21 protein-coding genes are annotated in these 23126 nt (G+C 74.0%); 5 read left to right on the plus strand and 16 right to left on the minus strand.

The annotated features are described in order from the left end of the window. From folB to dacB, 9 genes are all read right to left on the minus strand, one after another. The gene (gene folB / locus ACH9D3_RS04735) at positions 1-462 is read right to left on the minus strand and encodes a dihydroneopterin aldolase (protein WP_396399554.1); all 462 of its coding nucleotides are present in this window, start codon (positions 460-462) and stop codon (positions 1-3) included. Further along, on the minus strand, positions 459-1406 hold the full coding sequence (gene folP / locus ACH9D3_RS04740; RefSeq protein ID WP_396410048.1) for a dihydropteroate synthase: 948 nt from the start codon (positions 1404-1406) through the stop codon (positions 459-461). The genes folB and folP overlap by 4 nt, the downstream gene beginning before the upstream one ends. 4 nt (positions 1407-1410) lie before the next feature. Beyond that, entirely contained in the window at positions 1411-1992 is a 582-nt protein-coding gene (folE, locus tag ACH9D3_RS04745; protein ID WP_396410063.1) for a GTP cyclohydrolase I FolE, read from the minus strand. Between the two features lie 177 nt (positions 1993-2169). Continuing rightward, the gene (gene ftsH, locus ACH9D3_RS04750) at positions 2170-4278 is read right to left on the minus strand and encodes an ATP-dependent zinc metalloprotease FtsH (RefSeq protein ID WP_396399556.1); all 2109 of its coding nucleotides are present in this window, start codon (positions 4276-4278) and stop codon (positions 2170-2172) included. A gap of 226 nt (positions 4279-4504) precedes the next feature. Further along, on the minus strand, positions 4505-5056 hold the full coding sequence (hpt, locus tag ACH9D3_RS04755; protein WP_396399557.1) for a hypoxanthine phosphoribosyltransferase: 552 nt from the start codon (positions 5054-5056) through the stop codon (positions 4505-4507). Between the two features lie 22 nt (positions 5057-5078). Further along, a complete protein-coding gene (tilS, locus tag ACH9D3_RS04760; protein ID WP_396410049.1) occupies positions 5079-6170 on the minus strand; it encodes a tRNA lysidine(34) synthetase TilS in 1092 nt (363 codons plus the stop codon). Continuing rightward, positions 6167-6646, minus strand: coding sequence for a DNA-binding protein (locus tag ACH9D3_RS04765; RefSeq protein ID WP_396399559.1), 480 nt, complete (start codon positions 6644-6646; stop codon positions 6167-6169). Before ACH9D3_RS04765 ends, tilS begins: the two co-directional genes overlap by 4 nt. Positions 6647-6807: 161 nt before the next feature. Further along, positions 6808-7953 (minus strand): zinc-dependent metalloprotease, encoded by a 1146-nt coding sequence (locus ACH9D3_RS04770; protein WP_396399560.1) that lies wholly within the window; start codon positions 7951-7953, stop codon positions 6808-6810. A gap of 45 nt (positions 7954-7998) precedes the next feature. Beyond that, on the minus strand, positions 7999-9462 hold the full coding sequence (gene dacB / locus ACH9D3_RS04775; protein WP_396410050.1) for a D-alanyl-D-alanine carboxypeptidase/D-alanyl-D-alanine endopeptidase: 1464 nt from the start codon (positions 9460-9462) through the stop codon (positions 7999-8001). A gap of 169 nt (positions 9463-9631) precedes the next feature. Between dacB and ACH9D3_RS04780 the strand changes: the two genes are divergently transcribed. The 4 genes from ACH9D3_RS04780 to ACH9D3_RS04795 all read left to right on the plus strand — a co-directional run bounded on the left by ACH9D3_RS04780 (position 9632) and on the right by ACH9D3_RS04795 (position 15387). Next, positions 9632-10159 (plus strand): inorganic diphosphatase, encoded by a 528-nt coding sequence (locus tag ACH9D3_RS04780; protein WP_396410051.1) that lies wholly within the window; start codon positions 9632-9634, stop codon positions 10157-10159. A gap of 215 nt (positions 10160-10374) precedes the next feature. Then, complete coding sequence (locus ACH9D3_RS04785; protein ID WP_396410052.1) at positions 10375-14004, plus strand: TM0106 family RecB-like putative nuclease; 3630 nt, start codon at positions 10375-10377, stop codon at positions 14002-14004. Continuing rightward, positions 14001-14663 (plus strand): hypothetical protein, encoded by a 663-nt coding sequence (locus ACH9D3_RS04790; protein WP_396410053.1) that lies wholly within the window; start codon positions 14001-14003, stop codon positions 14661-14663. Before ACH9D3_RS04785 ends, ACH9D3_RS04790 begins: the two co-directional genes overlap by 4 nt. Before the next feature lie 52 nt (positions 14664-14715). After that, entirely contained in the window at positions 14716-15387 is a 672-nt protein-coding gene (locus ACH9D3_RS04795) for a hypothetical protein (RefSeq protein ID WP_396410054.1), read from the plus strand. Here the strand turns inward: ACH9D3_RS04795 and ACH9D3_RS04800 are convergent. The 6 genes from ACH9D3_RS04800 to serS all read right to left on the minus strand — a co-directional run bounded on the left by ACH9D3_RS04800 (position 15345) and on the right by serS (position 21572). Then, positions 15345-16325, minus strand: a complete 981-nt coding sequence (locus tag ACH9D3_RS04800) for a glycine betaine ABC transporter substrate-binding protein (protein WP_396399567.1) — start codon at positions 16323-16325, stop codon at positions 15345-15347. The two genes, ACH9D3_RS04795 and ACH9D3_RS04800, sit on opposite strands and share 43 nt — an antisense overlap. Further along, positions 16322-17152, minus strand: coding sequence for an ABC transporter permease (locus tag ACH9D3_RS04805; RefSeq protein WP_396399568.1), 831 nt, complete (start codon positions 17150-17152; stop codon positions 16322-16324). The genes ACH9D3_RS04800 and ACH9D3_RS04805 overlap by 4 nt, the downstream gene beginning before the upstream one ends. Then, positions 17149-18378, minus strand: coding sequence for an ATP-binding cassette domain-containing protein (locus ACH9D3_RS04810; protein WP_396410055.1), 1230 nt, complete (start codon positions 18376-18378; stop codon positions 17149-17151). Before ACH9D3_RS04810 ends, ACH9D3_RS04805 begins: the two co-directional genes overlap by 4 nt. A gap of 4 nt (positions 18379-18382) precedes the next feature. After that, positions 18383-19024 carry an ABC transporter permease gene (locus ACH9D3_RS04815; protein ID WP_396399570.1) on the minus strand — a complete coding sequence of 214 codons (642 nt, stop codon included), beginning with the start codon at positions 19022-19024 and terminating at the stop codon, positions 18383-18385. A gap of 167 nt (positions 19025-19191) precedes the next feature. Continuing rightward, positions 19192-20193 carry an HAD family hydrolase gene (locus tag ACH9D3_RS04820; protein ID WP_396399571.1) on the minus strand — a complete coding sequence of 334 codons (1002 nt, stop codon included), beginning with the start codon at positions 20191-20193 and terminating at the stop codon, positions 19192-19194. 74 nt (positions 20194-20267) lie between these two features. Continuing rightward, complete coding sequence (serS, locus tag ACH9D3_RS04825; protein WP_396410056.1) at positions 20268-21572, minus strand: serine--tRNA ligase; 1305 nt, start codon at positions 21570-21572, stop codon at positions 20268-20270. 161 nt (positions 21573-21733) lie between these two features. Here serS and ACH9D3_RS04830 point away from each other — a divergent pair, with 161 nt between their 5' ends. Beyond that, positions 21734-22675, plus strand: coding sequence for a diacylglycerol kinase family protein (locus tag ACH9D3_RS04830; RefSeq protein ID WP_396410057.1), 942 nt, complete (start codon positions 21734-21736; stop codon positions 22673-22675). A 35-nt stretch (positions 22676-22710) separates the two neighbouring features. Here ACH9D3_RS04830 and ACH9D3_RS04835 read toward each other — a convergent pair whose 3' ends face one another. Then, the gene (locus ACH9D3_RS04835) at positions 22711-23034 is read right to left on the minus strand and encodes a hypothetical protein (RefSeq protein WP_396399574.1); all 324 of its coding nucleotides are present in this window, start codon (positions 23032-23034) and stop codon (positions 22711-22713) included. Positions 23035-23126 lie beyond the last annotated feature (92 nt).

Here is a 23126-nt window from a genome sequence, read left to right on the forward strand (position 1 = left end):
TCAGTGCTCCCGGTAGATGGTGACGGACACGTCGGAGAACGTCACCTCGATGGGCGCCTTGGGCTTGTGCACGGTGACCTCCACCGCCTCGAGCGGGAAGCGCTCGAGCAGCCGCCGGGCGATCCGGTCGGCGAGGGTCTCGAGCAGGTTCACGCTGGGACCGATCACGATGTCCCGGACCTCCTCGGCGACCTCGCCGTAGTGGGCGGTCAGGGCGACGTCGTCCGAGGCCCCCGCCGCGGCCAGGTCCAGGTACATGGCGAGGTCCACGAAGAACGGCTGGCCGCTGCGCTTCTCCTGGTCGAAGACCCCGTGGTAGCCCACCGCTCCGATGCCCAGGAGGTTGATGCGGTCGCGGCGGTCGGGGGACCGGGTGGCGGAAGCCTGGACCTGCGTCCGGCCCGCCCGCTCCCCGGCCCGGACGCGGCCGGCGTCCGGTTCCTCGCGCGGCACCCGGGTCACCGGTCCGCTCCGGAGGCTGCCGCCGGCGGCACGCCGGCGTCCGCGCCGGGACGCAGCACGGCCGGTTCCACGCCGAGCCAGGCGTGCGCGGCCGCCACGGCGTCGGCGCTGGGGCGGACGTCGTGGACGCGGACGCACCACGCGCCCGCGTGGGCGGACAGTGCGCTGACCGCGGCGGTCGCGGTGTCCCGGCCGGTCGCGGGGCGGGGGGTCCCGTCCTGCTCGAGCAGGGCGCCGAGGAAACGCTTCCGGGACGCGCCCACGAGCACCCGGTGGCCCGTGGCGGTGAGCCGGTGCAGACCCCGCAGCAGCTCCCAGTTCTGCGCGCCGCGCTTGGCGAAGCCCAGTCCCGGATCCAGGACGATCCGCTCGGGAGCCAGTCCCGCGTCGACGAGCCGGTCGCGGAGCCCCTCGAGCTCCCCCAGGACGTCGCCGACGACGTCGTCGTAGCCCGCGAGGCCGTCCATGGTGTCCGGGGTGCCCCGCGCGTGCATGAGGACGTAGGGGGCCTGCCGCCGCGCGACGAGGTCGATCATGTCCTGGCCGACGGACAGCCCCGAGACGTCGTTGACGACGTGCGCCCCCGCGTCCAGGGCGGCCTCCGCGGTCCCGGCGTGCAGCGTGTCGACGCTGAGCACCGCGCCGGCCGCGGCGAGGGCCTCGACCACGGGCAGGATCCGGCGCCGCTCCTCGGCCGGGGGGATCCGCTCCGAGCCGGGCCGCGTGGACTCACCCCCGACGTCCACGATGTCGGCGCCGTCCGCCATCATCCGCAGCCCGTGCGCGACCGCGGCCTCGGGCCCGGAGTGCGCGCCGCCGTCGCTGAAGGAGTCGGGGGTGACGTTGAGGACGCCCATGACCAGCGTCCGTCCGGTGGGCAGGTTCTCGAACGAGCCCCAGCCGGCGGGCCGGTGCTCGGAGTCGGGGCGGGGCGCTGTGCTCACGTGCTCAGCGCCCCAGGATGAGGCTCATCGCCTCGGCGCGGGTGGCGGACTCCCGCAGCTGGCCGCGCACGGCCGAGGTCACGGTCCTCGCACCGGGCTTGCGCACCCCGCGCATGGACATGCACAGGTGCTCGCACTCGACCACCACGATCACGCCGGCCGGCTGCAGGTGCTCCACGATCGCGTCCACGATCTGCGTGGTGAGCCGCTCCTGGACCTGGGGCCGGCGCGCGTAGAGGTCCACGAGGCGGGCGAGCTTGCTCAGGCCGGTGACCATGCCGTCGTGACCGGGGATGTAGCCCACGTGGGCGTGGCCGTGGAACGGCACGAGGTGGTGCTCGCAGGTCGAGTAGAAGGGGATGTCCTTCACCAGGACCATCTCGGAGTGGCCGATGTCGAAGGTCGTCCCGAGGATCTCGGCGGGGTCCTGGTGCAGACCGGCGAACATCTCCGCGTACGCCCGCGCCACCCGCCCCGGGGTGCCCCGCAGGCCGTCCCGGTCGGGATCCTCGCCGATGGCCAGGAGGAGCTCCCGCACGGCCGCGGCCACCCGGGCCTGGTCGACCGCCCCGGCACCCGCCTCCAGTGCCGGGGCGGGGTCCGGGTACGGCGGGTCGAAGGCGTCCGCGTCCGGGTCGTGCGCGTTCGTGTGCTGGGTGCTGGCCTGCTGGCGCAACGCGCCCTCCTTCGGGATCTACCGGGGCTGCCGGCCGGAACGGGAGTCGGTGGCCGCGACCGGTCGTCGCTCCATCCTAGGCCCGGCTCAGTCCGTGCCGGTCTCCGTGCTGGTCTCCGTGGTGCTCGAGGAGCCCGCACCCTCCGCCGCCGGCGTCGAGTGCCCGCGCTCCGGCACCTCGAGGGGGTGCTCCGGCTTGGCGGCCGCCGCCTGGTCCTGCGGCGCCAGGGTCGCCGGGTCCTGGGCGTGGATCCGCCGGGCCTCCTCGCGCTCGGCCTGGGTGACCACGGGCGGGTCCTCCGAGAGCGGGCGGGTGTCCTTGGACAGCCACACCGGTCGCAGGTCCCGCTGCCGGATGTCGTGGAAGAGGTCCGCGATCTGCGCCTCGTTGAGCGTCTCCTTCTCGAGCAGCTCGAGGGCGAGCCGGTCGAGGACGGGACGGTTCTCCATCAGGATCTGGTGCGCCTCGTCGTGCGCCTGGTCGAGCAGCGCCCGCACCTCCTCGTCCACGATCGCGGCGGTGCGCTCGGAGTACTCCCGGCCCGAGCCGGCCGCGTCCCGGCCGAGGAACGGCTCGGAGCTGTCCCCGCCCAGCTTGATCGAGCCCACGCGGGCGCTCATGCCGTACTGGGTGACCATCTTGCGGGCCGTGTCCGTGGCCTTCTGGATGTCGTTGGACGCACCGGTGGACGGGTCCCGGAACACGATCTCCTCCGCCGCGCGCCCGCCCATGGCGTAGGCCATCTGGTCGAGCAGCTCGTTGCGGGTGGTCGAGTACTTGTCGTCCATGGGCATGACCATGGTGTAGCCCAGGGCCCGACCGCGGGGCAGGATCGTGATCTTCGTGACGGGGTCCGTGTTGCGCAGCGCCGCGGCCACGAGCGCGTGCCCGCCCTCGTGGTAGGCGGTGACCTTGCGCTCGAGCTCCTTCATGATCCGGCTGCGCTTCTGCGGGCCGGCGATGACGCGGTCGATCGCCTCGTCCACGGCCCGGTCGTCGATGAGCTGGGCGTGGGAGCGGGCGGTCAGCAGCGCCGCCTCGTTCATCACGTTGGCGAGCTCGGCGCCCGTGAAGCCCGGGGTGCGCTTGGCCACGGCCGCGAGGTCCACGTTGTCGGCGAGCGGCTTGCCCTGGGAGTGCACCCGGAGGATCTGCAGGCGGCCCTTCATGTCGGGGGCCTCCACGCCGATCTGGCGGTCGAAGCGTCCCGGGCGCAGGAGCGCGGGGTCGAGGACGTCCGGCCGGTTGGTCGCGGCGATGAGGATGACGTTGGTCGTGGCGTCGAAGCCGTCCATCTCGACGAGGAGCTGGTTGAGGGTCTGCTCGCGCTCGTCGTTGCCGCCGCCCATGCCGGCGCCGCGCTGGCGGCCCACGGCGTCGATCTCGTCGACGAAGATGATGGCGGGGGCGTTCTCCTTGGCCTGCTGGAACAGGTCCCGCACGCGCGAGGCGCCCACGCCCACGAACATCTCGACGAAGTCCGAGCCGGAGATCGAGAAGAAGGGGACGCCGGCCTCGCCGGCCACGGCCCGCGCGAGCAGGGTCTTGCCGGTGCCGGGAGGGCCGTAGAGCAGCACGCCCTTGGGCACCTTCGCGCCGAGGGCGGTGAAGCGCTCGCGCTCCACGAGGAACTGCTTGATCTCGTCCAGCTCCTGCACGGCCTCGTCCGCGCCGGCGACGTCGGCGAAGGTCACCGTGGGGTTGTCCTTGTCGAACATCTTCGCCCGCGAGCGGCCGAAGCGCATGACCTGCGACCCGCCGCCCTGCATCCGGGCGAACACGAACCAGAAGATGGCCAGGATGATCAGGAACGGCAGCATGAAGCCGAGGAGGCTCGTGAACCAGTTGGACTCGACGGGCTGGTCCGTGAAGCCTTCGAGGTCGGCGGCGTTCATCGCGTCGATGACCTCTTCGCCGCGCGGGGTGACGTAGTAGAACTCGACGCTGGTCCCGAGGTCCTGGCCGTCGAGGGTCAGCTCCTCCTCGAGCTGGAGCTCGACCTTCTGCTGGCCGTCGTAGATCTTGGCCTCGGAGACCTCCCCGTCCCGCAGCAGCTGCAGACCCACGTTGGTGTCCACGCGCCCGGAGGAGCCCGTGGTGAGCGTGCCCACGAGGGGGAAGAGGATCAGGACGGCCAGCAGGACCCAGAACCAGGGTCCTCTGAAGAAGTTGTTGGGTTTTTTCGCCGTGGCCAAGCCGCTGATCCTCCCGTGGATGGTTGTCCGCTCCCCCGCGGACCGGGCCCGCCCAGGGCCGGGGGTCCAGGGGACGCAGACCTACAATGTACAGCCCGGCCTCCGGGACTCACCCCGAACGGCCCGGGAGTTCCCTGTCAGCGGACAGCGGTTCCCGGCCGGCCCGGCGGGCGGTGCACGGCGTCCGGCCCGGAGGGGCACCCGCCGAGCCCCGGGCCGCCCGTGCTCACTCGTAGACGTGGGGCGCGAGCGTCGCGATGCAGTCGAGGTTGCGGTACCTCTCGGCGTAGTCGAGCCCGTAGCCCACCACGAACTCGTTGGGGATGTCCCAGCCCACGTACCTGACGTCGATGGAGGTCTTCGCCGCCTCCGGCTTGCGCAGCAGGGCGCAGATCTCCACCGAGGCGGCGTCGCGGGACTCCAGGTTGGCGCGCAGCCAGGAGAGGGTCAGGCCGGAGTCGATGATGTCCTCGACGATCAGCACGTCCCGGCCCGAGAGGTCGGTGTCGAGGTCCTTGAGGATGCGGACCACGCCCGAGGACTTGGTCCCGGAGCCGTAGGAGGACACGGCCATCCAGTCCATGGGGTACTGCCCCTGGAGCGCCCGGCACAGGTCGGCCATGACCATCACCGCGCCCTTGAGCACGCCCACCAGCAGGACGTCCCGGCCCTGGTAGTCGGCGTCGACGGCGGCCGCCAGCTCGGCGATCCTCGCCTCGATCTCTTCCTTGCTGAACAGGACCTCGGTGAGATCCCCCTGGACGTCCTCAGCCTTCACGGCGCTCCTCGTGTGGTGCGTTTCAAGCGGATGCGGTGCGGTCGGCGCCCGCGGGCAGCGGGCGGACGAGCTCCAGGTGCCCGGGGCCCCGGGTGCCCGCCGGCGGGCGGCGGCGCCACACCGACACCTTACCCGCCATCTGCACGGGGCCCGCGGCGCCGTGCCCCGCGGCGAACTCGTCCAGCGCGCCCAGCCGCTCGTACGCCGGGGTCTCGCCGCCGGCGGCGACCACGGCCGCCGACAGGGCGCGGCGGCGCAGCGCGGGGTGCGAGGCCCGCAGCGTGGCGAGGTCGAGCAGCAGGGATCCGGCACTCCGCGGCGCGGCGGCGCGGGCGTGCCCGAGCAGCTCCCGCGCGGCCTCCTCGAGGTAGTCGGCGTCCGGGCCGAGGATCGCCGCCGAGCGGGCCAGCGCGCGGGCCAGCCCCGGGCCGAGCTCCTCCTCCAGGAGCGGGAGCACGCGGTGGCGGACCCGCGAGCGCATCAGCGAGGTGTCCCGGTTCGTGGGGTCGTGCCAGGGCTCGAGCTGCTCGGCGGCGCAGATGCGCAGGGTCTGCTCGCGGGAGAGGCCGAGGAACGGACGGAGGTAGGTGACGCCGTCGAGCACCCGCACCGGCGGCATCCCGGCGAGCGACCGGGTGCCGGAGCCACGGGCCAGGCCCAGCAGCACGGACTCCGCCTGGTCGTCCAGGGTGTGGCCGAGCAGGACGGCGTCGGCCCCCGTGCGCCCCACGACGTCCGCGATGCCGGCGTACCGGGCGGTGCGCGCCGCCATCTCGGGCCCGCCCGCGTCCCGGCGCACGGTCACGGCGACGACGACGACGGGCGTCAGCCCCGTCTCCTCGAGGGTGCGGGCGGTGCGGGCCGCGACCGCCGCGGAGTCCTGCTGCAGGCCGTGGTCGACCACCACGGCGCCCACGCGCAGCGTGCCGCGCCGGGCGAAGTGGGCGGCGGCGGCGGCCAGCGCGAGGGAGTCGGGCCCGCCGCTGCAGGCCACCAGGACGAGCGGGGGCTCCGCCGACGCCCGGGGGACGTGCTGCCGGACGGAGTCGAGCACACGCCGCCGCCCCGCGGCGACGTCCGGGGACAGTCTGCCGCGGCGGGCGAGCTGGGTCACCGCCGGGCGTCCTCGCGGTCGCTCGCGGCCTGCTGGTTGTGCGCCTCGCGCACGGCCAGTCGCACGACCTTGGCCAGGGTCGGGGCGGTCTCCCCCAAGAGGTCCAGGGCGGCCTCGAGCTCCTGGCGCGGGACCACGTGGGCCAGGGCGGCCACGGCGTTGGTCTCGCTGTGGATGCCGGCCTGGATCTGCGTGGTGGACAGCACGGGCTGCGAGGCCTCGACCGCGGAGAGGACCTCCTCGATGTCGGGCGTGCCGATGCGCTGCTCCAGCATGACCAGGCGTTCGTAGACCGCCGGGTTGCCGATCTTGATCCGGCGGCCACTGTTGAGCTGCGACAGCATGGGGGCGGAGAGGCCCAGGACCTCGGCCAGCCGCCGCTGGGTGATGCCGTAGGCCTGGACCACCGTGCCGAAGCGCTCCGACAGGGGCTGGCCGTACAGCTTGACCTGCTGATCGATATTCTCTGTGCTCACGTAAAAATCTTGTCACACAAAAGTGATCCGTCCTACCGCGTGTCGCGCTGTGACCGCGGTGCGCGGATCGAGCGGGCCCCGCCGGGTCTCCATGAATCTGCATGTCAAAGGCGGGTTGGTGTGTCCTACCACACTTCCGGGCGCGCCGGGGCGGGCGCCGCTCAGCGGGACGGCGCCACGGGGCCCAGCACGCGCTCGATCCAGCGGTCGGGGTCGTGGATCTCCGCCTCCGTGGGCAGGTGCTCCGGGGCCTCCCAGATCCGGTTGAACCGGTCCAGGCCGACGGCCTCCACCACGGTCGAGACGAACCGCTGGCCGTCCTTGTACTGGCGCATCTTCGCGTCCATCCCGAGCAGGCGCCGGACGAACCGGTCGAGGCTGCCCTGCAGCTCGGAGCGCCGCTCGAAGCGCCGCCGGATCGTCTTCACGGACGGGACCACGGAGGCGTCCACCCCGTCCATCACGAAGTTGGCGTGCCCCTCGAGCAGGCTCATCACGGCGGTGAGATGGGAGAGCACCTCCCGCTCCCGCCGTCCCATGAGCAGGCCCACCACACCGAGGGAGGCCTTGGGCTCGTCGGCGCCGGAGGCGCGCCCCGGCAGCGAGCGGACCGCCTCGGTGAGCCGCGCCCCGAGGGTCTCCGCGTGGCCCATGAGGGAGTCGGCGAGCTCGTTGATCTGTTCGATCATGTGCTCGCGCAGCCACGGAGCCGCGGCGAACTGGACGCGGTGGGTCTGCTCGTGCAGGCAGACCCACAGCCGGAAGTCCTCGGGCTCGACGTTGAGCTCCCGCTCGACGGTGAGGATGTTGGGGGCGACGAGCATCAGCCGGCCGCCGGGGTGGCGCTGCGCGGCCACGGCGGAGACGAGTCCGGCGTACGGGTCGTACTGGCCGAGGACCTTCGACGAGAGGAAGCCGAGCACGGCGGCCATCTCCATGGCGGTGGCCGTCCCGCCGAGCGCGGTGGCGGCGGCGCCGAACTGCTCCGGGCGGCGCCGGCGCAGCGCCTCGACCGCCGGTTCCATCAGCACCTGGAAGGCCTGGGCGTTGGCCTTCGACCACCCGGCCCGGTCCACCACCAGCACGGTGGAGTCACGCAGGTCCCGCGCGGCCTCGAGACCGGTGATCCGGTGGACGTGGTCCACGGACGCCTCGGCGTGGCGGCGCATGGAGGCCACGGCCGCCCGCATGGCGCGCGCGGACATCCTGGGCCCCGGCGGGGTCAGCCGGGCGGCGGCGGAGGCCGCGAGGTCCCAGCGGACGATCCCGGGGACCTCCGTCTCCGGAGGTCGTTGTGCTGTGCTCATGGACTCATGCAACCACACGCCCCTGAGAGCCCCCGGCGCGCGCCGTCACAGTCGGGTCAGGGCCGCCACCGCGCGGTCCACGGCGTCCCGGGCGGCGGCCGGGTCGGTGACGTCGTTGAGGACCACGGAGAACGTCAGCAGCCGCCCTCCGTCCGTGGTGACGTGGCCGCTGAGGGCGACCACGGAGTTGAGCGTCCCCGTCTTCGCCCGGGCCAGGCCCCGCCCGGGGCGCTCGGCGTCGTCGTCGAACCGGTCGGCGAGGGTCCCGCTGCCGCCGGCCACCGGCAGGGCCCGGGCGCCCGGGGTCAGTGCACCCGTCGGGTCGGTCGCCATGGCCCGCACGACGTGCTCGAGCGCGCGGGCGGGGAGGCGGTTGCGCAGGGACATCCCGGACGCGTCGGAGAGCTCGACGCCGGCTGTGCCGACCCCCTGGGCCGCGAGCGCCCCGGCGGCGGCGGCGCGGGCGCCGTCGATGCTCGCGGGACGGTCCGCGGCCCGGGCCGCGAGCCGGGCGAGGACCTCGGCCAGGTGGTTGTCGGACTCCTGGAGCATGAGCTCGGCCTGCTCGGCGAGGGTCGCCGACTCCACGGCGGCCAGTTCCGCGGCCCCCGAGGGCGCCCGGCCGGGGGCGACCGCGGGAACGGGCGCCACCGTCCCGTCCGCGGCGAGCCGCGCGGCGAGCTCGGCGGCGAAGACCTCGGCGACGTCCTCCGCGGCGTCCACGGGCCGTTCGGCCGACGGCTCCTCCCCCGCGGGCACCCGGTGGGACCAGAAGGCCATGGGGGCGACGGGCCCGATCTGTCCCGCCGCGACGTCCCCCGCGGCCCAGTCCTCGTTGACGGCCGGGCCGGAGAACAGGCTCGCGTCCCAGTGCACGGTGGTGGGTCCGGCCGCCCCCCGCTCGGCGAGCGCCCGTGCCGTGGACTCCGCCAGGGTCCGGATGCCGGCGCGGCCCATGACGGCCTCGGGGTCGGAGCCGCCCGGGGCCAGCAGGGTGTCCCCGCCGGCGACCAGCACGACGGTGCCCGGCTCCCCGCCCCGGACGACCGTGGTGCGGAGCCGTTCGCGGGGGTCCGCGTGGGTGAGCAGGGACAGGGCCGTGACCAGCTTCTGGTTGGAGGCGGGGACCAGCGTCGCGTCCGCGTCCCGCTCGAGCAGCGGTGCCCCGGTGACGGCGTCGGCCACGAGGACGGACCGCCGCCCGGCGGGGACGTCCGCCAGGGCCGGGTCCACGGCCGCGGCCACCGCCGCGGCGCCGGGCACGGGCGCGGCCGGGTCGGGGAGCAGGGCCCCGGCCGGGGCGGGCGCCTCCTCCGGGAGGAGGCGGGCCGCCGGGAGCTCGGCCCCGCCCGGGCCGGGGGCGGGGTACCAGTGGGGGTGCAGCCAGCCCGCCAGTCCCAGGCAGCCGGCGGCCAGCAGGGCCGTCAGGGCGCGGCGACGGCGGGGGCGGGGGCGGGACCGCGACCGCGGCTGCCCGGCGGGGGGACCGGGGCGTCGGGAACTGCTCATGCTCCCATGATGGCCTCTGCGCGGGCTCCGCCGCGGCGTGCGCGCGGCCCCGGCGGTTACCACCGTCGTGGGGCCGCCGCTATCGTGGGGGTCGGATCTGCCCCACCCCGCAGGGTGGAGCGGCCGAGTTCGGCCGCTGTCAGCCCTTTCCAGCACGAGGAGAAGAACCATGGAGTTGGACGTCACCATCGAGATCCCCCGCGGATCGCGCGTCAAGTACGAGATCGACCACGAGACCGGCCGGCTCCGTCTGGACCGCGTGCTGTTCACGTCGATGCAGTACCCCGCGCACTACGGCTACTTCGAGGACAGCCTGGGCGAGGACGGCGACCCGCTGGACGCCCTCGTGCTCCTGGACTTCGAGATCGTCCCGGGCGTGCTCGTGGAGTCGCGTCCCATCGCCGTGTTCAACATGAGCGACGAGGCCGGCGGGGACGCGAAGATCCTGTGCGTGTCCACGGACAAGCGCTACGACCACATCCAGGGCCTGGACGACATCGACGAGTTCAAGCTCAAGGAGATCCAGCACTTCTTCGAGCGCTACAAGGACCTCGAGCCCAACAAGTGGGTCAAGGGCGAGGGGTGGGAGGGCCGGGAGACCGCGGAGCGTCTCGTCGCGGAGGCCCGCGAGCGCTTCGAGCAGTCCCACTACGAGTCGGCCGCGGAGGCCGAGGAGAAGGCCGCGTCCACCGACTGAGCGGCGCGGCACGACGGCGGGGGCCGGGGACCACGGGGTCCCCGGCCCCCGTTCGTGCCCGGGACGGGGACGGACGGGGGACGCGCCCGGGGCCGTCCCGCCCGGCCCGCAGGCCCTGCCGGCCGGCCCGCGGCCCTCCCGGCTTGTGACGTCCGGTCCCTGTGGTTCGATGGAGCCGGACCCGGGACGGACCCGGCGCCGTCGGAAGGAAGCGCATGTTCCTGCTGGGCCCCGAGGCGGACCTCGTCTTCTCGGCGAGCGACCTGGTGCGCGCGGCCGAGTGCCCCTACGCGAGCCTGTGCGTCCTGGACGAGAAGCTGGGGCGGGCGCCCCGCCACGCCGAGGAGCGGGACGCGATGCTCGCCCGCACGGCCGAGCTGGGCGACGCCCACGAGCACCGGGTCCTGGCCGCCCACCTGGAGGCGTTCGGGCCCTGGGACGCGGTGACGGGGCGGGGCGTCCACGAGGTCGCACCGGCCGCGCGCATGGACCGGGCCGAGCTCACGGCCAAGCACGACGAGTCCCTGGGCGCCCTGCGCGCCGGTGCGGACGTCGTCTTCCAGGCCTCCTTCTTCGACGGCGGCTTCCACGGCCGCGCCGACTTCCTCGTCCGCCGCCCGGGCGGCGCGTACGCGGTGCACGACACGAAGCTCGCCCGGCACGCCAAGGTCACCGCCCTGCTCCAGCTCGCCGCCTACGCCGACCAGCTCGAGCGGGCCGGCGTGGACGTGGCCCCCGAGGTGACCCTCGTCCTCGGCGACCAGCGGGAGGCCGTCTTCCCCGTCTCCGAGCACCTGGCGGTCTACCGCGAGCGCCGCGAACGGTTCGTCGCCGCCGCGGCCGCGCACCGGGCACGGACCGGCCCGGTGGACTGGCGGGACGACGACGTCGCCCGCTGCGGCCGCTGCGAGCGCTGCGCCCGGGCGGTCGCGGCGCACCGGGACGTGCTGCTGACCGCGGGGATGTCCGTGCGGACGCGCCGCACGCTGCGCGACCGGCACGGGGTGCGCACGATCGACGAGCTCGCGGTGCTCGAGGGCGGGAGGCTCCCGGCCGCCGTGCGGCGGCTGCGGGACCAGGCCGCGATGCAGACCGGCCGGGGCGGGGAGGACGGCGCCGTCGAGTACCCGGCGGACGGGAGGACGCGCCGGGTCGCCTACCGGGTCGAAACCACGGAGCCGGTGCGGCGGCTGCCCGCCCCCGACCCGGGGGACGTGTTCTTCGACTTCGAGGGCGACCCGCTGTGGCAGGACCCCGACGACCCCACGTCCTGGGGGCTCGAGTACCTCTTCGGCGTCGTCGAGCAGCCGCCGTCGCCGGGTGCCGCCCCCGTCTTCCGGCCGTTCTGGGCGCACTCGCGCGCCCAGGAGCGGGACGCCCTGCGGGCGTTCCTGGACTACGTGGCCCAGCGGCGCGAACGCTTCCCGGGGATGCACGTCTACCACTACGCCGACTACGAGAAGGCCGCCCTGCGCCGGCTCTCGCTCGTGCACGCGGTGGGCGAGGACGCCGTGGACGAGCTGCTGCGCGAGAACGTCCTGGTCGATCTCTACGACACCGTGCGGGGAAGCCTGCGGCTGTCGGAGAGCTCGTACTCCATCAAGAAGCTCGAGCCGCTCTACATGGGCGAGCACCTGCGCACCGGGGACGTCGTGGACGCCGGCGCCTCGGTGGTCGCCTACGCCGACTGGTGCACGGCCCGGGACGCCGGCCGGGACGAGGCGGCGCAGCGGCTGCTGGGCGGGATCGCCGACTACAACGAGTACGACTGCCTCTCGACCCTGCGGCTGCGGGACTGGCTGCTCGGCCTCGCCGGGATCTCCCCGGACCCGGCCGACCACCCGCGGCGCCCCGTCCAGGACCGGCTCGGGCTGCCCGAGCAGCTGCCGGACGCCGGGATGACCGGCGCCGAGCAGCGCCTGCACGAGTACCTGGAGGATCCCGCGGCACGGGAGGGCCTGACCGAGGTGGAGCGCACCGCCGTCGCGATGGTCGCCTCCGCCACCGGCTACCACCGCCGCGAGCGCAAGCAGTACTGGTGGTCCCACTTCGACCGCCTCGAGGGACCCGCCGAGGACTGGGAGGACACCCGCGACGTGTTCGTGGCCCAGCGGGCGGAGGTGGTCGAGGACTGGGCGAGGGACCCGGCCAAGCGCGGCAGCGCTGCGCCCACCCGGCTCCTGCGCCTCACGGGCCGGTTCGGCGAGGGCTCGACCGTGAAGCCCGGAGCCACCGGGCTGTTCCTGATGTACGGGCCCCCCGCCCCGGCCCATCTGACCGAGGAGGCCGCGCAGCGGGGCAGCGGCCGCGCCGGGGACTGGACCGCCGCGCTCGAGGCCCTCGAGGAGCACGAGGACGGGACGGCGGTGCTCACCGTGCGGGAGCGGCTGCGGAAGCCGAAGGACGCCCCGGCACCCGAGCCCTGGACGGACCTGCCGCTCGCCCTCGGCCCGGGGCGCCCGCTCGCCACCCGCTCCCTCGAGGAGTCGCTGCAGTCCCTCGCCGCCCGCACGGCCGACGCCCTGCCGGGGCTGCCCGGGCAGCCGGGCGTCGAGCTCCTCCTGCGCCGGGCGCCCCGGCCCGCGGACGGGGGCGGGCTGCCCCGGCCGCACGAGGGACCCGACGGCACGATCGACGCCGTGGTGCGGGCCCTGCAGTCCCTCGACCAGGGTTTCCTGGCGGTCCAGGGCCCTCCCGGCAGCGGGAAGACGTTCCTCGGCTCCCACGTGATCGGGCGGCTCGTGGAGGCCGGCTGGCGGATCGGGGTGGTGGCGCAGTCCCACGCCGTCGTCGAGAACCTGCTCACCGGAGTGCTGCAGAAGGGCCGCGTCGCGCCCGAGCGCGTCGGCAAGAAGCCGCCCGCCGGCCGGCCCGCGGACCGGACGGCCCCGTGGCAGGAGGTCCCGGGCAAGGACTTCGCCGGGTTCCTCGCGGAGGGCGGCGCCGTGGTGGGCGGCACCGCGTGGGACTTCTCCAACGCCGGGAACCTCGACGACGAGGCCCTGGACCTGCTCGTCGTGGACGAGGCGGGGCAGTACTCGCTCGCCAACACCCTGGCCGTGTCCCGCGCGGCCCGGCGCCTGCTGCTGCTCGGGGACCCGCAGCAGCTGCCGCAGGTCTCGCAGGGCACCCACCCCCTGCCCGTGGACGAGTCGGCACTGGGCTGGCTCTCCCGCGGCGCGCCCACGCTGCCCGCCGAGTTCGGCTACTTCCTGGACCGCACCTGGCGGATGCACCCCGCCCTGTGCGAGCCCGTCTCCGAGCTCTCCTACGCCGGGCGGCTCGGCTCCGCCCCGGCCGCCGGCCGCCGCGAGCTCGCCGGCGTGCCCCCCGGCCTGCGCACCTGCTACGTCGAGCACACCGGCAACCGCACGGCCTCGCCCGAGGAGGCCCGGCGCGTCGTGGAGCTGGCCCGCGAGTTCGCCGGGACGCCGTGGCGCCCCGGTCCGGACGCCGCGTTCACGCCGCTGGACCCCGAGGACGTGCTCGTGGTGGCCGCGTACAACGCCCAGGTCGAGCTGATCACCCGCGAGCTCGTCGCCGCCGGGCTGCGGGACGACGAGGGCGGCGGGGTCCGCGTGGGCACCGTCGACCGGTTCCAGGGCCAGGAGGCCCCCGTCGTGATCGTGTCCATGGCCGCCTCGGCCGCGGACGGTCCCCGCGGCATGGAGTTCCTGCTCTCGCCCAACCGGCTCAACGTGGCGGTCTCCCGGGGGCAGTGGTGCGCCGTGGTGGTGCGCTCCCCCGCCCTGACCGACTACCTGCCCGCCACCCCGGAGGCGCTGCAGGTGCTCGGCCGCTTCACCCGACTGTGCCGCCGCGGACTGCCCGCAGGGCTGCCGTGAGCCCCGGCCGCGTGCCCTACGTCCTGCACTTCGAGTCCCGGACGGTGGTGCTCGGCGAGCCCGCCCACCTCGAGGAGCTGGACGCGCTGCTGCGGCGCGCCGAGGTCGTGACCCGCCCCACCTACTGGCACGGCATGCGGCAGGACGAGCCGGGGGCGGCGCTCAACAGCGTGGGCACCGATCTGACGGCGGACCGCTTCTGGGACCGCGTGGACGCCGGGGCGTTCGCCGCCGCACGGTGGCCCGTGGACCTCGACGGCCCGCTCTACCTGCCGGTGCCGCCCGAGTGGCTGCAACGCGCCCGGGCGTGGGAGTACGACCCCGTGGCGCCCGCCCTGGGCGCGGCGGCACCCGGGGGGTGGCTGCGCGTCCCGGGCTGGGCCGGCACCGAGAACAACGACGCCGGGGCGTCCGTGGGACTGCTCCAGCTGACCGATCCGGACTCCTTCTGGGTCCTCGGCTCCGACGCCGACCTGGCGGAGGCCGCCGGCACGGCCAAGGAGCTGGCACGGTTCCGGCAGGGCTTCGACCGGCTCACCGCCTACTTCGGCCCCGACGACCGCATCGGCTGCCTGCGCCTGCCCCTGGTGTGCCGCGAGCCCCTGGAGGACGAGCTCCTCGCCCGCGGCGCCGACATCGAACCGCGTTTCTGGGAGTGAGTCCCGGCCGCGCCCCCGCGCCCCGGCGGCCCCCGTGCCCGATACTGGGACCGTGTACGTCGTGACCCTGGACCAGCGCCGCCGCGAGACCGGCGACCTCGTGCCGGGTCTCCTGCGCCGCCTCGCGGACCTCGAGACCGTGGTGCCGTTCCAGCGCGCCCGGGAGCACGCGGTGCAGGGCATCACCGTCGACCCCGCGGCCGCGGTCTCCGCGGCGCTCGCGGGACTGCGCGGCGGGACGTGGAGCGTGGGGATCGGGGTGGGACCGGTCCGGCTCGAGACCGCGACCGATCCCGAGGGGAGGACGGGCCTGCGCGCCGACGGCCCCGGGACGGTGCACGCGCGCCGCGCCGCCGAGGCCGCCGCCCCCGCCGGCCGGGTGCCGGTGTGCGTGCGCGCGGACGACGAACCGGCCGCGGCGCAGGCGCAGTCCGTGCTGCGCCTGCTGGGCCGGATCGTGGCGCTGCGCACCGACGCGGAGTGGCGCGTGGTCGACCTCCTCGTCCCGGGGGCCCGCGGTCAGCAGAAGGTCGTGGCCGCGGAGCTGGGCATCAGCCCGCAGGCGGTCTCCAAGGCGGTGGCGCGCGCCCTGTGGCAGGAGGAGTGGGACGCCCGGCCCGCGGCGGCCCGGCTGCTGGACCTGTGCGACCCGGCCCGGCACGGGCCGGCGGGCGGCGGGACTCAGGGCTCGACGATGAACCCTTCGGAGATCATCCACTCGTAGGCGACGTCGGCCGGGTCGCGCCCTTCGACGTCCACCTGCCGGTTGAGCTCCTGCATGACGTCGTCCGTGAGGGCCTCGGAGACGGGCTCCAGGACCTGCTCGAGCTCGGGGAACTCGTCCAGCAGCTCGGTGTTGAAGACCGGGGCCGCGTTGTAGGCGGGGAAGAACTGCCGGTCGTCCTCGAGCACGGTCAGGTCCAGGGCCGGGATGCGACCGTCCGTGGAGAAGACCTCGCCGATGTTGCATTCCCCGTCGTCGGTCGCCGAGTAGATGGCGCCGGTGTCGTAGATGCCGATGTTGTCCTCCGGCACCTCGCTGCCGCGGTCCAGGTCGTAGTGGGCGAGCATCGGGGTCAGCCCGTCGCTGCGGGAGTTGAACTCCGCCTCGACGCAGAAGGTCCGCTCCTCCACCGGCAGGTTCGCGATGTCCGAGACCGTCTCCAGCCCGTTCGCCTCGGCGTACTCGGAGCGCACGGCCATGGCGTAGGTGTTGTTCAGCGCGGCGGGCTCGCCCCACGTGAGCCCGTTGTCGAGGTCCGCCTCGTACACGGCCTCCCACTGCTCCTGCTGGTCCGGGATGCCCGTCTCGTTGCCCATGTACGTCAGCCAGGCCGTGCCGGTGTACTCGAAGGTGAGGTCGGCGTCGCCGGTGAGCATGAGCTCCCGGACGGGCTGGGACCCGGGGACGTTGGTGATGTCCTCCGTCTCGAACCCCGCTGCCTGCACGGCCAGCACCGCGATCTTGCCGAGGATGAGCTGCTCGGTGAAGTTCTTCGACGTCACCCGCACCTCGGCGTCCTCCGCGCCCGCGACGGGCTGGATGGAGCCGGGCTCGGCGTCGGGCACGTAGGCCGTGGAGGGCTCGAGCCCGCAACCGGTCAGCAGCAGGCCGGCGCAGGAGAGCAGCAGGACGCCGCCCGCGGCACGGGGAGTTCTCATCGCAGTCCCTTCGGACGCGCGACGTGCTCCACGACGCGGCCGATCCAGTCGATGGCGAGCGCCAGCAGTGCCACCAGGATCGACCCGGCGATCAGCACCCGCACGAGGTTGAGGTTGACCCCGGTGGTGATCAGCAGACCGAGCCCGCCGCCGTTGACGAACGTGGCGAGGGTCGCGGTGCCGACCACCAGGATCAGGGCGGTGCGCACACCGGCCAGCATGACCGGCACGGCCAGGGGCAGCTCGACCCGGAGCAGGACCGAGGCGGCGCTCATCCCCATGCCCCGGCCGGCCTCGACCAGGCTGCGGTCCACGCCGTCGAGCCCGACCATGGTGTTCTTCAGGACGGGCAGGATCGCGTAGACGATCAGCGCGACGACGGCGGCCTGGAAGCCGAACCCGAACCAGAACGCGAAGAGGACGATGAGGCCCACTGCGGGGGCGGCCTGACCGATGTTCGCCAGCGCGATCACCGGACCGGTCAGGAAGCGCAGCGGTCCGCGGGTCAGCAGGATGCCCACGGGGATCGCGATGAGCAGGACCACCACCGTGGCCACGACGGTCAGCTGCAGGTGCTCCAGGGTGTAGCTCCACAGCGAGGCCGGGCTCAGGGTCACGGCCTCCGTCTCCGTCAGCTCGGCCGTGGACAGCCACAGGGCGAGCAGGCCCAGCGCCACCAGGATGGCCAGGGGCTGGAGCAGGAGGCCCTTCCAGCTGCGCCGGTCGGCGTCGGCCGGCGCCGCCTGGGGCTCCGCCCCGGCTCCGGGCTCCTGCTCGGCGTCCGGGTCGGGGGCGGTGGCGTCGGGCACGTCCGTCCGGGTGCTCATCGCCCGTCCCCTCCCCCGCCGGCGGGCACCGTGGGCATCTCGCCGGTGTTGTGCCCCAGGGGTGCGTCCGCGGCGGCCACGGACCGCCGGGCCTCGGTGATGGCGGCCATGACGGTCTCGACGTAGATCACGCCCTCGAAGCGGTCCCTGGCGCCCACCACGAGTGCCGCCCCCGTGCTCGAGACGAGCATCGTGTCCAGGGCGTCGTTGAGGGTGGCGCCCGTGCCGACCAGCGGCAGCCGGTCGTTCCGGGTCCCGGGGACCGTGTCGAAGCGCTCCAGCTGGCGGCGGGACGGCCAGGACAGCGGGCGGTCGCGGTCGTCGACGACGACCACGTCCCCGGTGCCCGCCCGGTCCCCCCGCTCGAGCACCGCCCGGACGTCCTCGCCGGGCCGTGCGGTCACCGCGGGGACGAGGTCGACCTCATGGACCCGGGTCAGCGTGAGCTGCTTCAGGCCGGCGCCCGAGCCGATGAAGTCCTCCACGAACTCGTCCGCCGGCTCCGCCAGGATGCGCTCCGGCGCGTCGTACTGCACCACCCGGGCGCCCTCGTCGAAGACGGCGATCCAGTCGCCGAGCTTGACCGCCTCGTCGAAGTCGTGGGTCACGCACACGATGGTCTTCTGCAGCTCGTGCTGGATGTTGATGAGCTCGTCCTGGAGCCGCTGGCGGGTGATGGGGTCCACCGCACCGAACGGCTCGTCCATGAGCAGCACGGGCGGGTCCGCGGCCAGGGCCCGGGCCACCCCGATGCGCTGCTGCTGGCCGCCGGAGAGCTCCCGCGGGTAGCGGTCGCGGTACACGGCCGGATCGAGGGAGACGAGCTCGAGGAGCTCGTCGACGCGGGCGGCGATCCGCTGCTTGTCCCAGCCGAGCATCTTCGGGACCATGCCGATGTTGGTGGCCACGCTCATGTGCGGGAACAGCCCGCCGGCCTGGATCACGTATCCGATGCCGCGGCGCAGCTCGTCCCCGTTCATCGAGGTCACGTCCTGGTCGCCGATGACGATCCGGCCGTCGGTCGGCTCGATGAGCCGGTTGATCATCTTCAGGGTGGTCGTCTTCCCGCACCCGGAGGGGCCCACGAGCATCACGATGCTGCCCGCGGGGATCTCGAGCGTCAGTCCGTCCACAGCGGCCCGGCCCTGCCCGGGGTACCGCTTGGAGACGTTCTCCAGCAGGATCCGGGCGCCCGAGGCGGCGGAATCGGCAGGGGGTGTGCGCACGGAGTCAGACACGGATACCTCGCGATGTGGTGAGTCGGCCGAGCAGCACGAGCAGCCCGTCCAGGATGAGTGCGACGACGATGACGGCGACGACGCCGGTGACGACCGATGCGAAGGAGTTGGCGCCCCCCAGCCGGGACAGGCCGGAGAAGATGAAGCCGCCCAGTCCCGGGCCGAGCACGTAGGCGGCGATGGCCGCCACGCCCATCACCATCTGTGCCGACACGCGCATGCCGGCCTGGATGACGGGCCAGGCCATCGGCAGCTCGACCCGCAGGAAGGTCGCGGCGCGGCCCATGCCGAGCCCGCGCGCGGCCTCGACCGTGGCCTGCGGGACCCCGGCGAGCCCCACGACCGCGTTGCGCAGCACGGGCAGGACCGCGAAGAAGGTGACGACGACGACCGCGGGGGTCACCCCGAAGCCGAGCGGTGCGATGAGCAGGCCGATGAGGGCGAAGGAGGGGATGGTCAGCCCCACGGCCGAGAGGTTGTTGGCGACCGCGGTCAGCCGGGGCGAGCGGTAGCACAGGGCCGCGATGCCCACGGCCAGCAGCGTGGCGAGGACCAGGCACTGGACGACCAGCGAGAAGTGCTGCCAGCTGGCGAAGAGGATCTGCTCCCAACGGTCGGACACGTACGCGATCACGGCACACCTCTCGGTCGTCGTCGACGACGTCGTCACCCGGTCCGGGCCACCTTATCACTCGGTGGCATGGAGGTGACCCGGATCACAACGGGGCGTCGTCCGGCGGCAGGAGCGGGGCACGGACCGGCCCCGGCACGCGCACGACGTCGTGGTCGCCGCCCCGGGCCCTACAGGAGCGAGCGCAGGATGCGGGCGACCCCGTCCTCGTAGACCGTGTGGGTCACCTCGTGGCAGGCGGCCGCGACCTCGTCCGGGGACTGGCCCATGGCGACACCGCGGGCGGCCCAGTCGAGCATCTCGATGTCGTTGCGGCCGTCGCCGACGGCCACCGTGTGGGACGGGTCCACGCCGAGCCGGCGGCGGATCTGCTCGAGGGCGCTGGCCTTGGAGACGCCGTTGGCGGCGATGTCGAGCCAGGCGCTCCAGCCCACGGAGTAGGTGACGCCGTGCAGTCCGGCCTCGTCGATCGCCAGGGCGAACTCCTCCGGGGTGTGCTCGGTGCTGTACACGACCATCCGCACGGCCTTCATCCGCGCGAGCTCCCGCAGATCCACGCCGAGCGCCTCGATGCCGAAGGACGCGTCCTGGAAGCGCTCCGTGGAGTAGAAGGACCCGTCCTCCGTCTCGAGGGCGAACTTCGCGGTGGGCAGGCGCTCCTCGAGGGCCTCGAGGGCCTGGCCGGGGTCGAAGGAGACGCACTCGAGCACCCGGTGGTAGTCGGGCAGCTCCGGGTCGAGCTCGAGCGTCATGCCCCCGTTGGAGCACACCGCGTAGCCGCGCTCCTGGCCGATGAGCTCCACGACGGGCAGGGTGGCGCCCTTGGAGCGGCCGGTGGAGATGACGACGTGGTGGCCGGCCCCGATCACGGCCCGGGCGGCATCGCGCACGGTCGGGGACATGTGGCCGTCGTGGTCGACGAGGGTTCCGTCGACGTCGAGGGCCACCAGGTAGCGGACGCCCGCCTCCTTCTTCCACCCGTTCGAGCGGGGCGGCTGGACCTTGAGCGGGACCCGGACGTCGGCGGCGGAGCGCGCGGGCGCCGTCGTGCCGCCGGCCGTGTCGCTGAGGTCCTCCGAGTGCTCGACCTTCAGCGGGACGGTGGAGTTGATGCCGACGAGTTCGTGCTGGTCCTCGGTGCCAGCGGTCTTTTCTTTTGTCATGCGGGTCATGGTGCCACATCACACCGACAGGGTGGCCGAGATTTCGATGTGAGATGAACGGGAGCCCAACGCCGTCCGGCGGCTCAGCGACGGACGGGGATGACCTCCTGGCCGCGCAGGTAGGGCCGCAGCGCCTCGGGGACGCGCACCGAGCCGTCGGCCAGCTGGTGGGTCTCGAGGATCGCGGCCAGCCACCGCGTGGTCGCCAGCGTCCCGTTGAGGGTGGCCACCGTGCGGGTGCCGCCCTTGCGGGCCCTGCCGGCCGCGTCCGTGCTCCCGGGCAGCCGCTCCCGGATGTTGAGCCGGCGCGCCTGGTAGGTGGTGCAGTTCGAGGTCGAGGTCAGCTCCCGGTACCTGCCCTGCGTGGGCACCCACGCCTCGCAGTCGAACTTGCGGGCGGCGGAGGTGCCGAGGTCCCCGGCGGCGGTGTCGATCACGCGGTAGGCGAGCTCGCACTTGGCGAGCATCTCCTCCTCCCACGCGAGCATCCGGGCGTGCTCCGCCTCGGCGTCGTCCGGGGAGCAGTAGACGAACATCTCGAGCTTGTTGAACTGGTGCACGCGGATGATGCCCCGGGTGTCCTTGCCGCCGGAGCCGGCCTCGCGGCGGTAGCAGGAGGACCACCCCGCGTAGCGCAGCGGCCCGTCGGCGAGGTCGAGGATCTCGTCGGCGTGGAACCCGGCGAGGGGCACCTCGGAGGTGCCCACCAGGTACAGCTCGTCCTTGCCCACGTGGTAGATCTCGTCCGAGTGCGCGACGTCGAAGCCCGTGCCGCTCATGATCTCGGGACGCACGAGGTTCGGCGTGGTCATGGGGACGAACCCGTTGTCCACGGCCTGGTCCTGGCCCATGAGCAGCAGGGCGGTCTCGAGCCGGGCGACGTCCCGCTTGAGGAAGTAGAACCGGGCGCCGGAGACCTTGGCCCCGCGCTCCATGTCGATGCCGTCCACGAGCTCGCCGATCTCGAGGTGGTCCCGCGGGTCGAGACCCTCGGCGGCGAAGTCCCGGGGCTCCCCGACGGTCCTGAGCAGCACGTAGTCGTCCTCGCCCCCCGCGGGGACGCCCTCGAGGACGAGGTTGTCCACGACGGCGACGAGCTCGTCCTGCCGGGCCCGGGCGGCCTCCGAGGCCGCCTGCGCCTCCTTCACCCGGCCGGCCAGCTCCTTCACCTCCGCGAGCAGCGCCTGCTTATCGTCGCCCTGGGCTCGGGCCACCTGCTTGCCGAACGCGTTCTGCTCGGCCCGCAGGGACTCGTACTCGGTGATCAGGTTGCGGCGCTCGACGTCCGCCTCCAGGATCCGGTCGATCAGGGAGACGTCCGCCCCGCGGGCACGCTGCGAGGCACGGAAGAGGTCGGGGTTCTCACGGAGCTCGTTGATGTCGATCACCCTGACAGGGTACCCAAGTCCCCCGGGCCCGGCCGGGTTAGGGTGGAGGCCCGCCGCGGTCCGCCCGGCGCTCCGGGTCCGCGGCGCCGTGCCGTGGGACCGCCGTCCCCACCGCACGGTGCCGCCGGTCCCCCGGCGCCGCCCAACCGAGGAGTCCGCTCGTGACCGCCACCGCCGTGGCCCCCAAACGGGTCGCCGTCGTCATCAATCCCATCAAGGCCGACTCGGACGTCGCCCGCGACGCCGTCATCATCGGGTGCCGCAAGGGCGGGCTCCCGGACCCCGTGTTCTTCGAGACGGCGGCGGACGACCCGGGCACCGCCATGACCCTGCAGGCCCTCGAGCAGGAATTCGACCTGATCATCGCCGCCGGCGGCGACGGCACCGTGCGCGCCGTGGCGGAGACCCTCGTCGGCCACGACACCCCGCTGGGCCTCATCCCCCTGGGCACCGGCAACCTCCTGGCCCGCAACCTGGGCGCCGACCTCGGCGATCCGCACCGCAACGTGGACATCGCGCTCTTCGGGGCGGAACGGGCCATCGACATGGCCACGTTCCAGGTGGAGCTCCAGGACGGCACCGTGCGGGAGCACGCGTTCTGCGTGATGGGCGGGGCCGGCTTCGACGCCCAGATCATGACGGACACGAGGGACGAGCTCAAGAAGCTGGTCGGGTGGGCCGCCTACGGCGAGGCCGGCGTCCGCCACCTGATCGCGCCCCCGCGGTGGGCCCGGTTCCGGATCGACGACGGCGAGTGGCAGAGCCGCCGCGTCCGCTCCGTGATGGCCGCCAACTGCGGGATCCTGACCGCGGGTCTGATCCTGGTGCCGCAGGCGAAGATCAACGACGGCGTGCTGGACCTCGTGGTGATGTCCCCGCGCAGCACGCTCGAATGGGCGCTGATGGCCGCCAAGGTCGTGTTCCGGCAGCGGCGCGACCTGCCCGTGATCGAGTTCTTCGCCGCGCAGAAGGTGCGCGTGGAGTTCCACGAACCCATCGAGTCCCAGATGGACGGGGACGGCACCGGGCTGATCAGCGGCTTCGAGTCCGAGATCCTGCCCGGCGTGCTCTCCGTGCGGGTGCCACCGTCGCAGGGCGACTGAGCCCGGGCACGGGGACCGGTGCCCGGACCCGGCGCTCAGTCCACAGGCTCGGGGCGGCGGCTCAGTCCCGCCACGAAGGCGCCCACGAGGGCGAGCAGGGCCAGCCCCACGGCCACGAGCGGGCCCTGCCCGCCGTCCACGGACGAGGATCCCGGCACCGGGAGGATCCGGGAGGCGGGCACGAGGTCGTGCTCGTCGACGGTCTGCGGGCCCCCGACGACGGGGGCCGGGCCCAGCTCGGCACGCACGACCGGGACGGGCTCGGGCGGCGCGGCCGCCGCCGGCGCGGCGGCGAGCGAGCAGGCCAGGACGGCGGACGCGGCGGACAGGGCGAGTCGGCGGACGGCGGGAGCGGGCATGGTGGCACCTCCGGTCGGGCTCGGTCCCGACCCGGGGGGTCGATCGACACCGGCTGAAGATCGCGGGCACGGACGCGCCCGCACTCCCCATG

Origin of the sequence: Kocuria kalidii (assembly GCF_044462225.1) — a bacterium.
Classification (GTDB): Bacteria; Actinomycetota; Actinomycetes; order Actinomycetales; family Micrococcaceae; genus Kocuria; species Kocuria kalidii.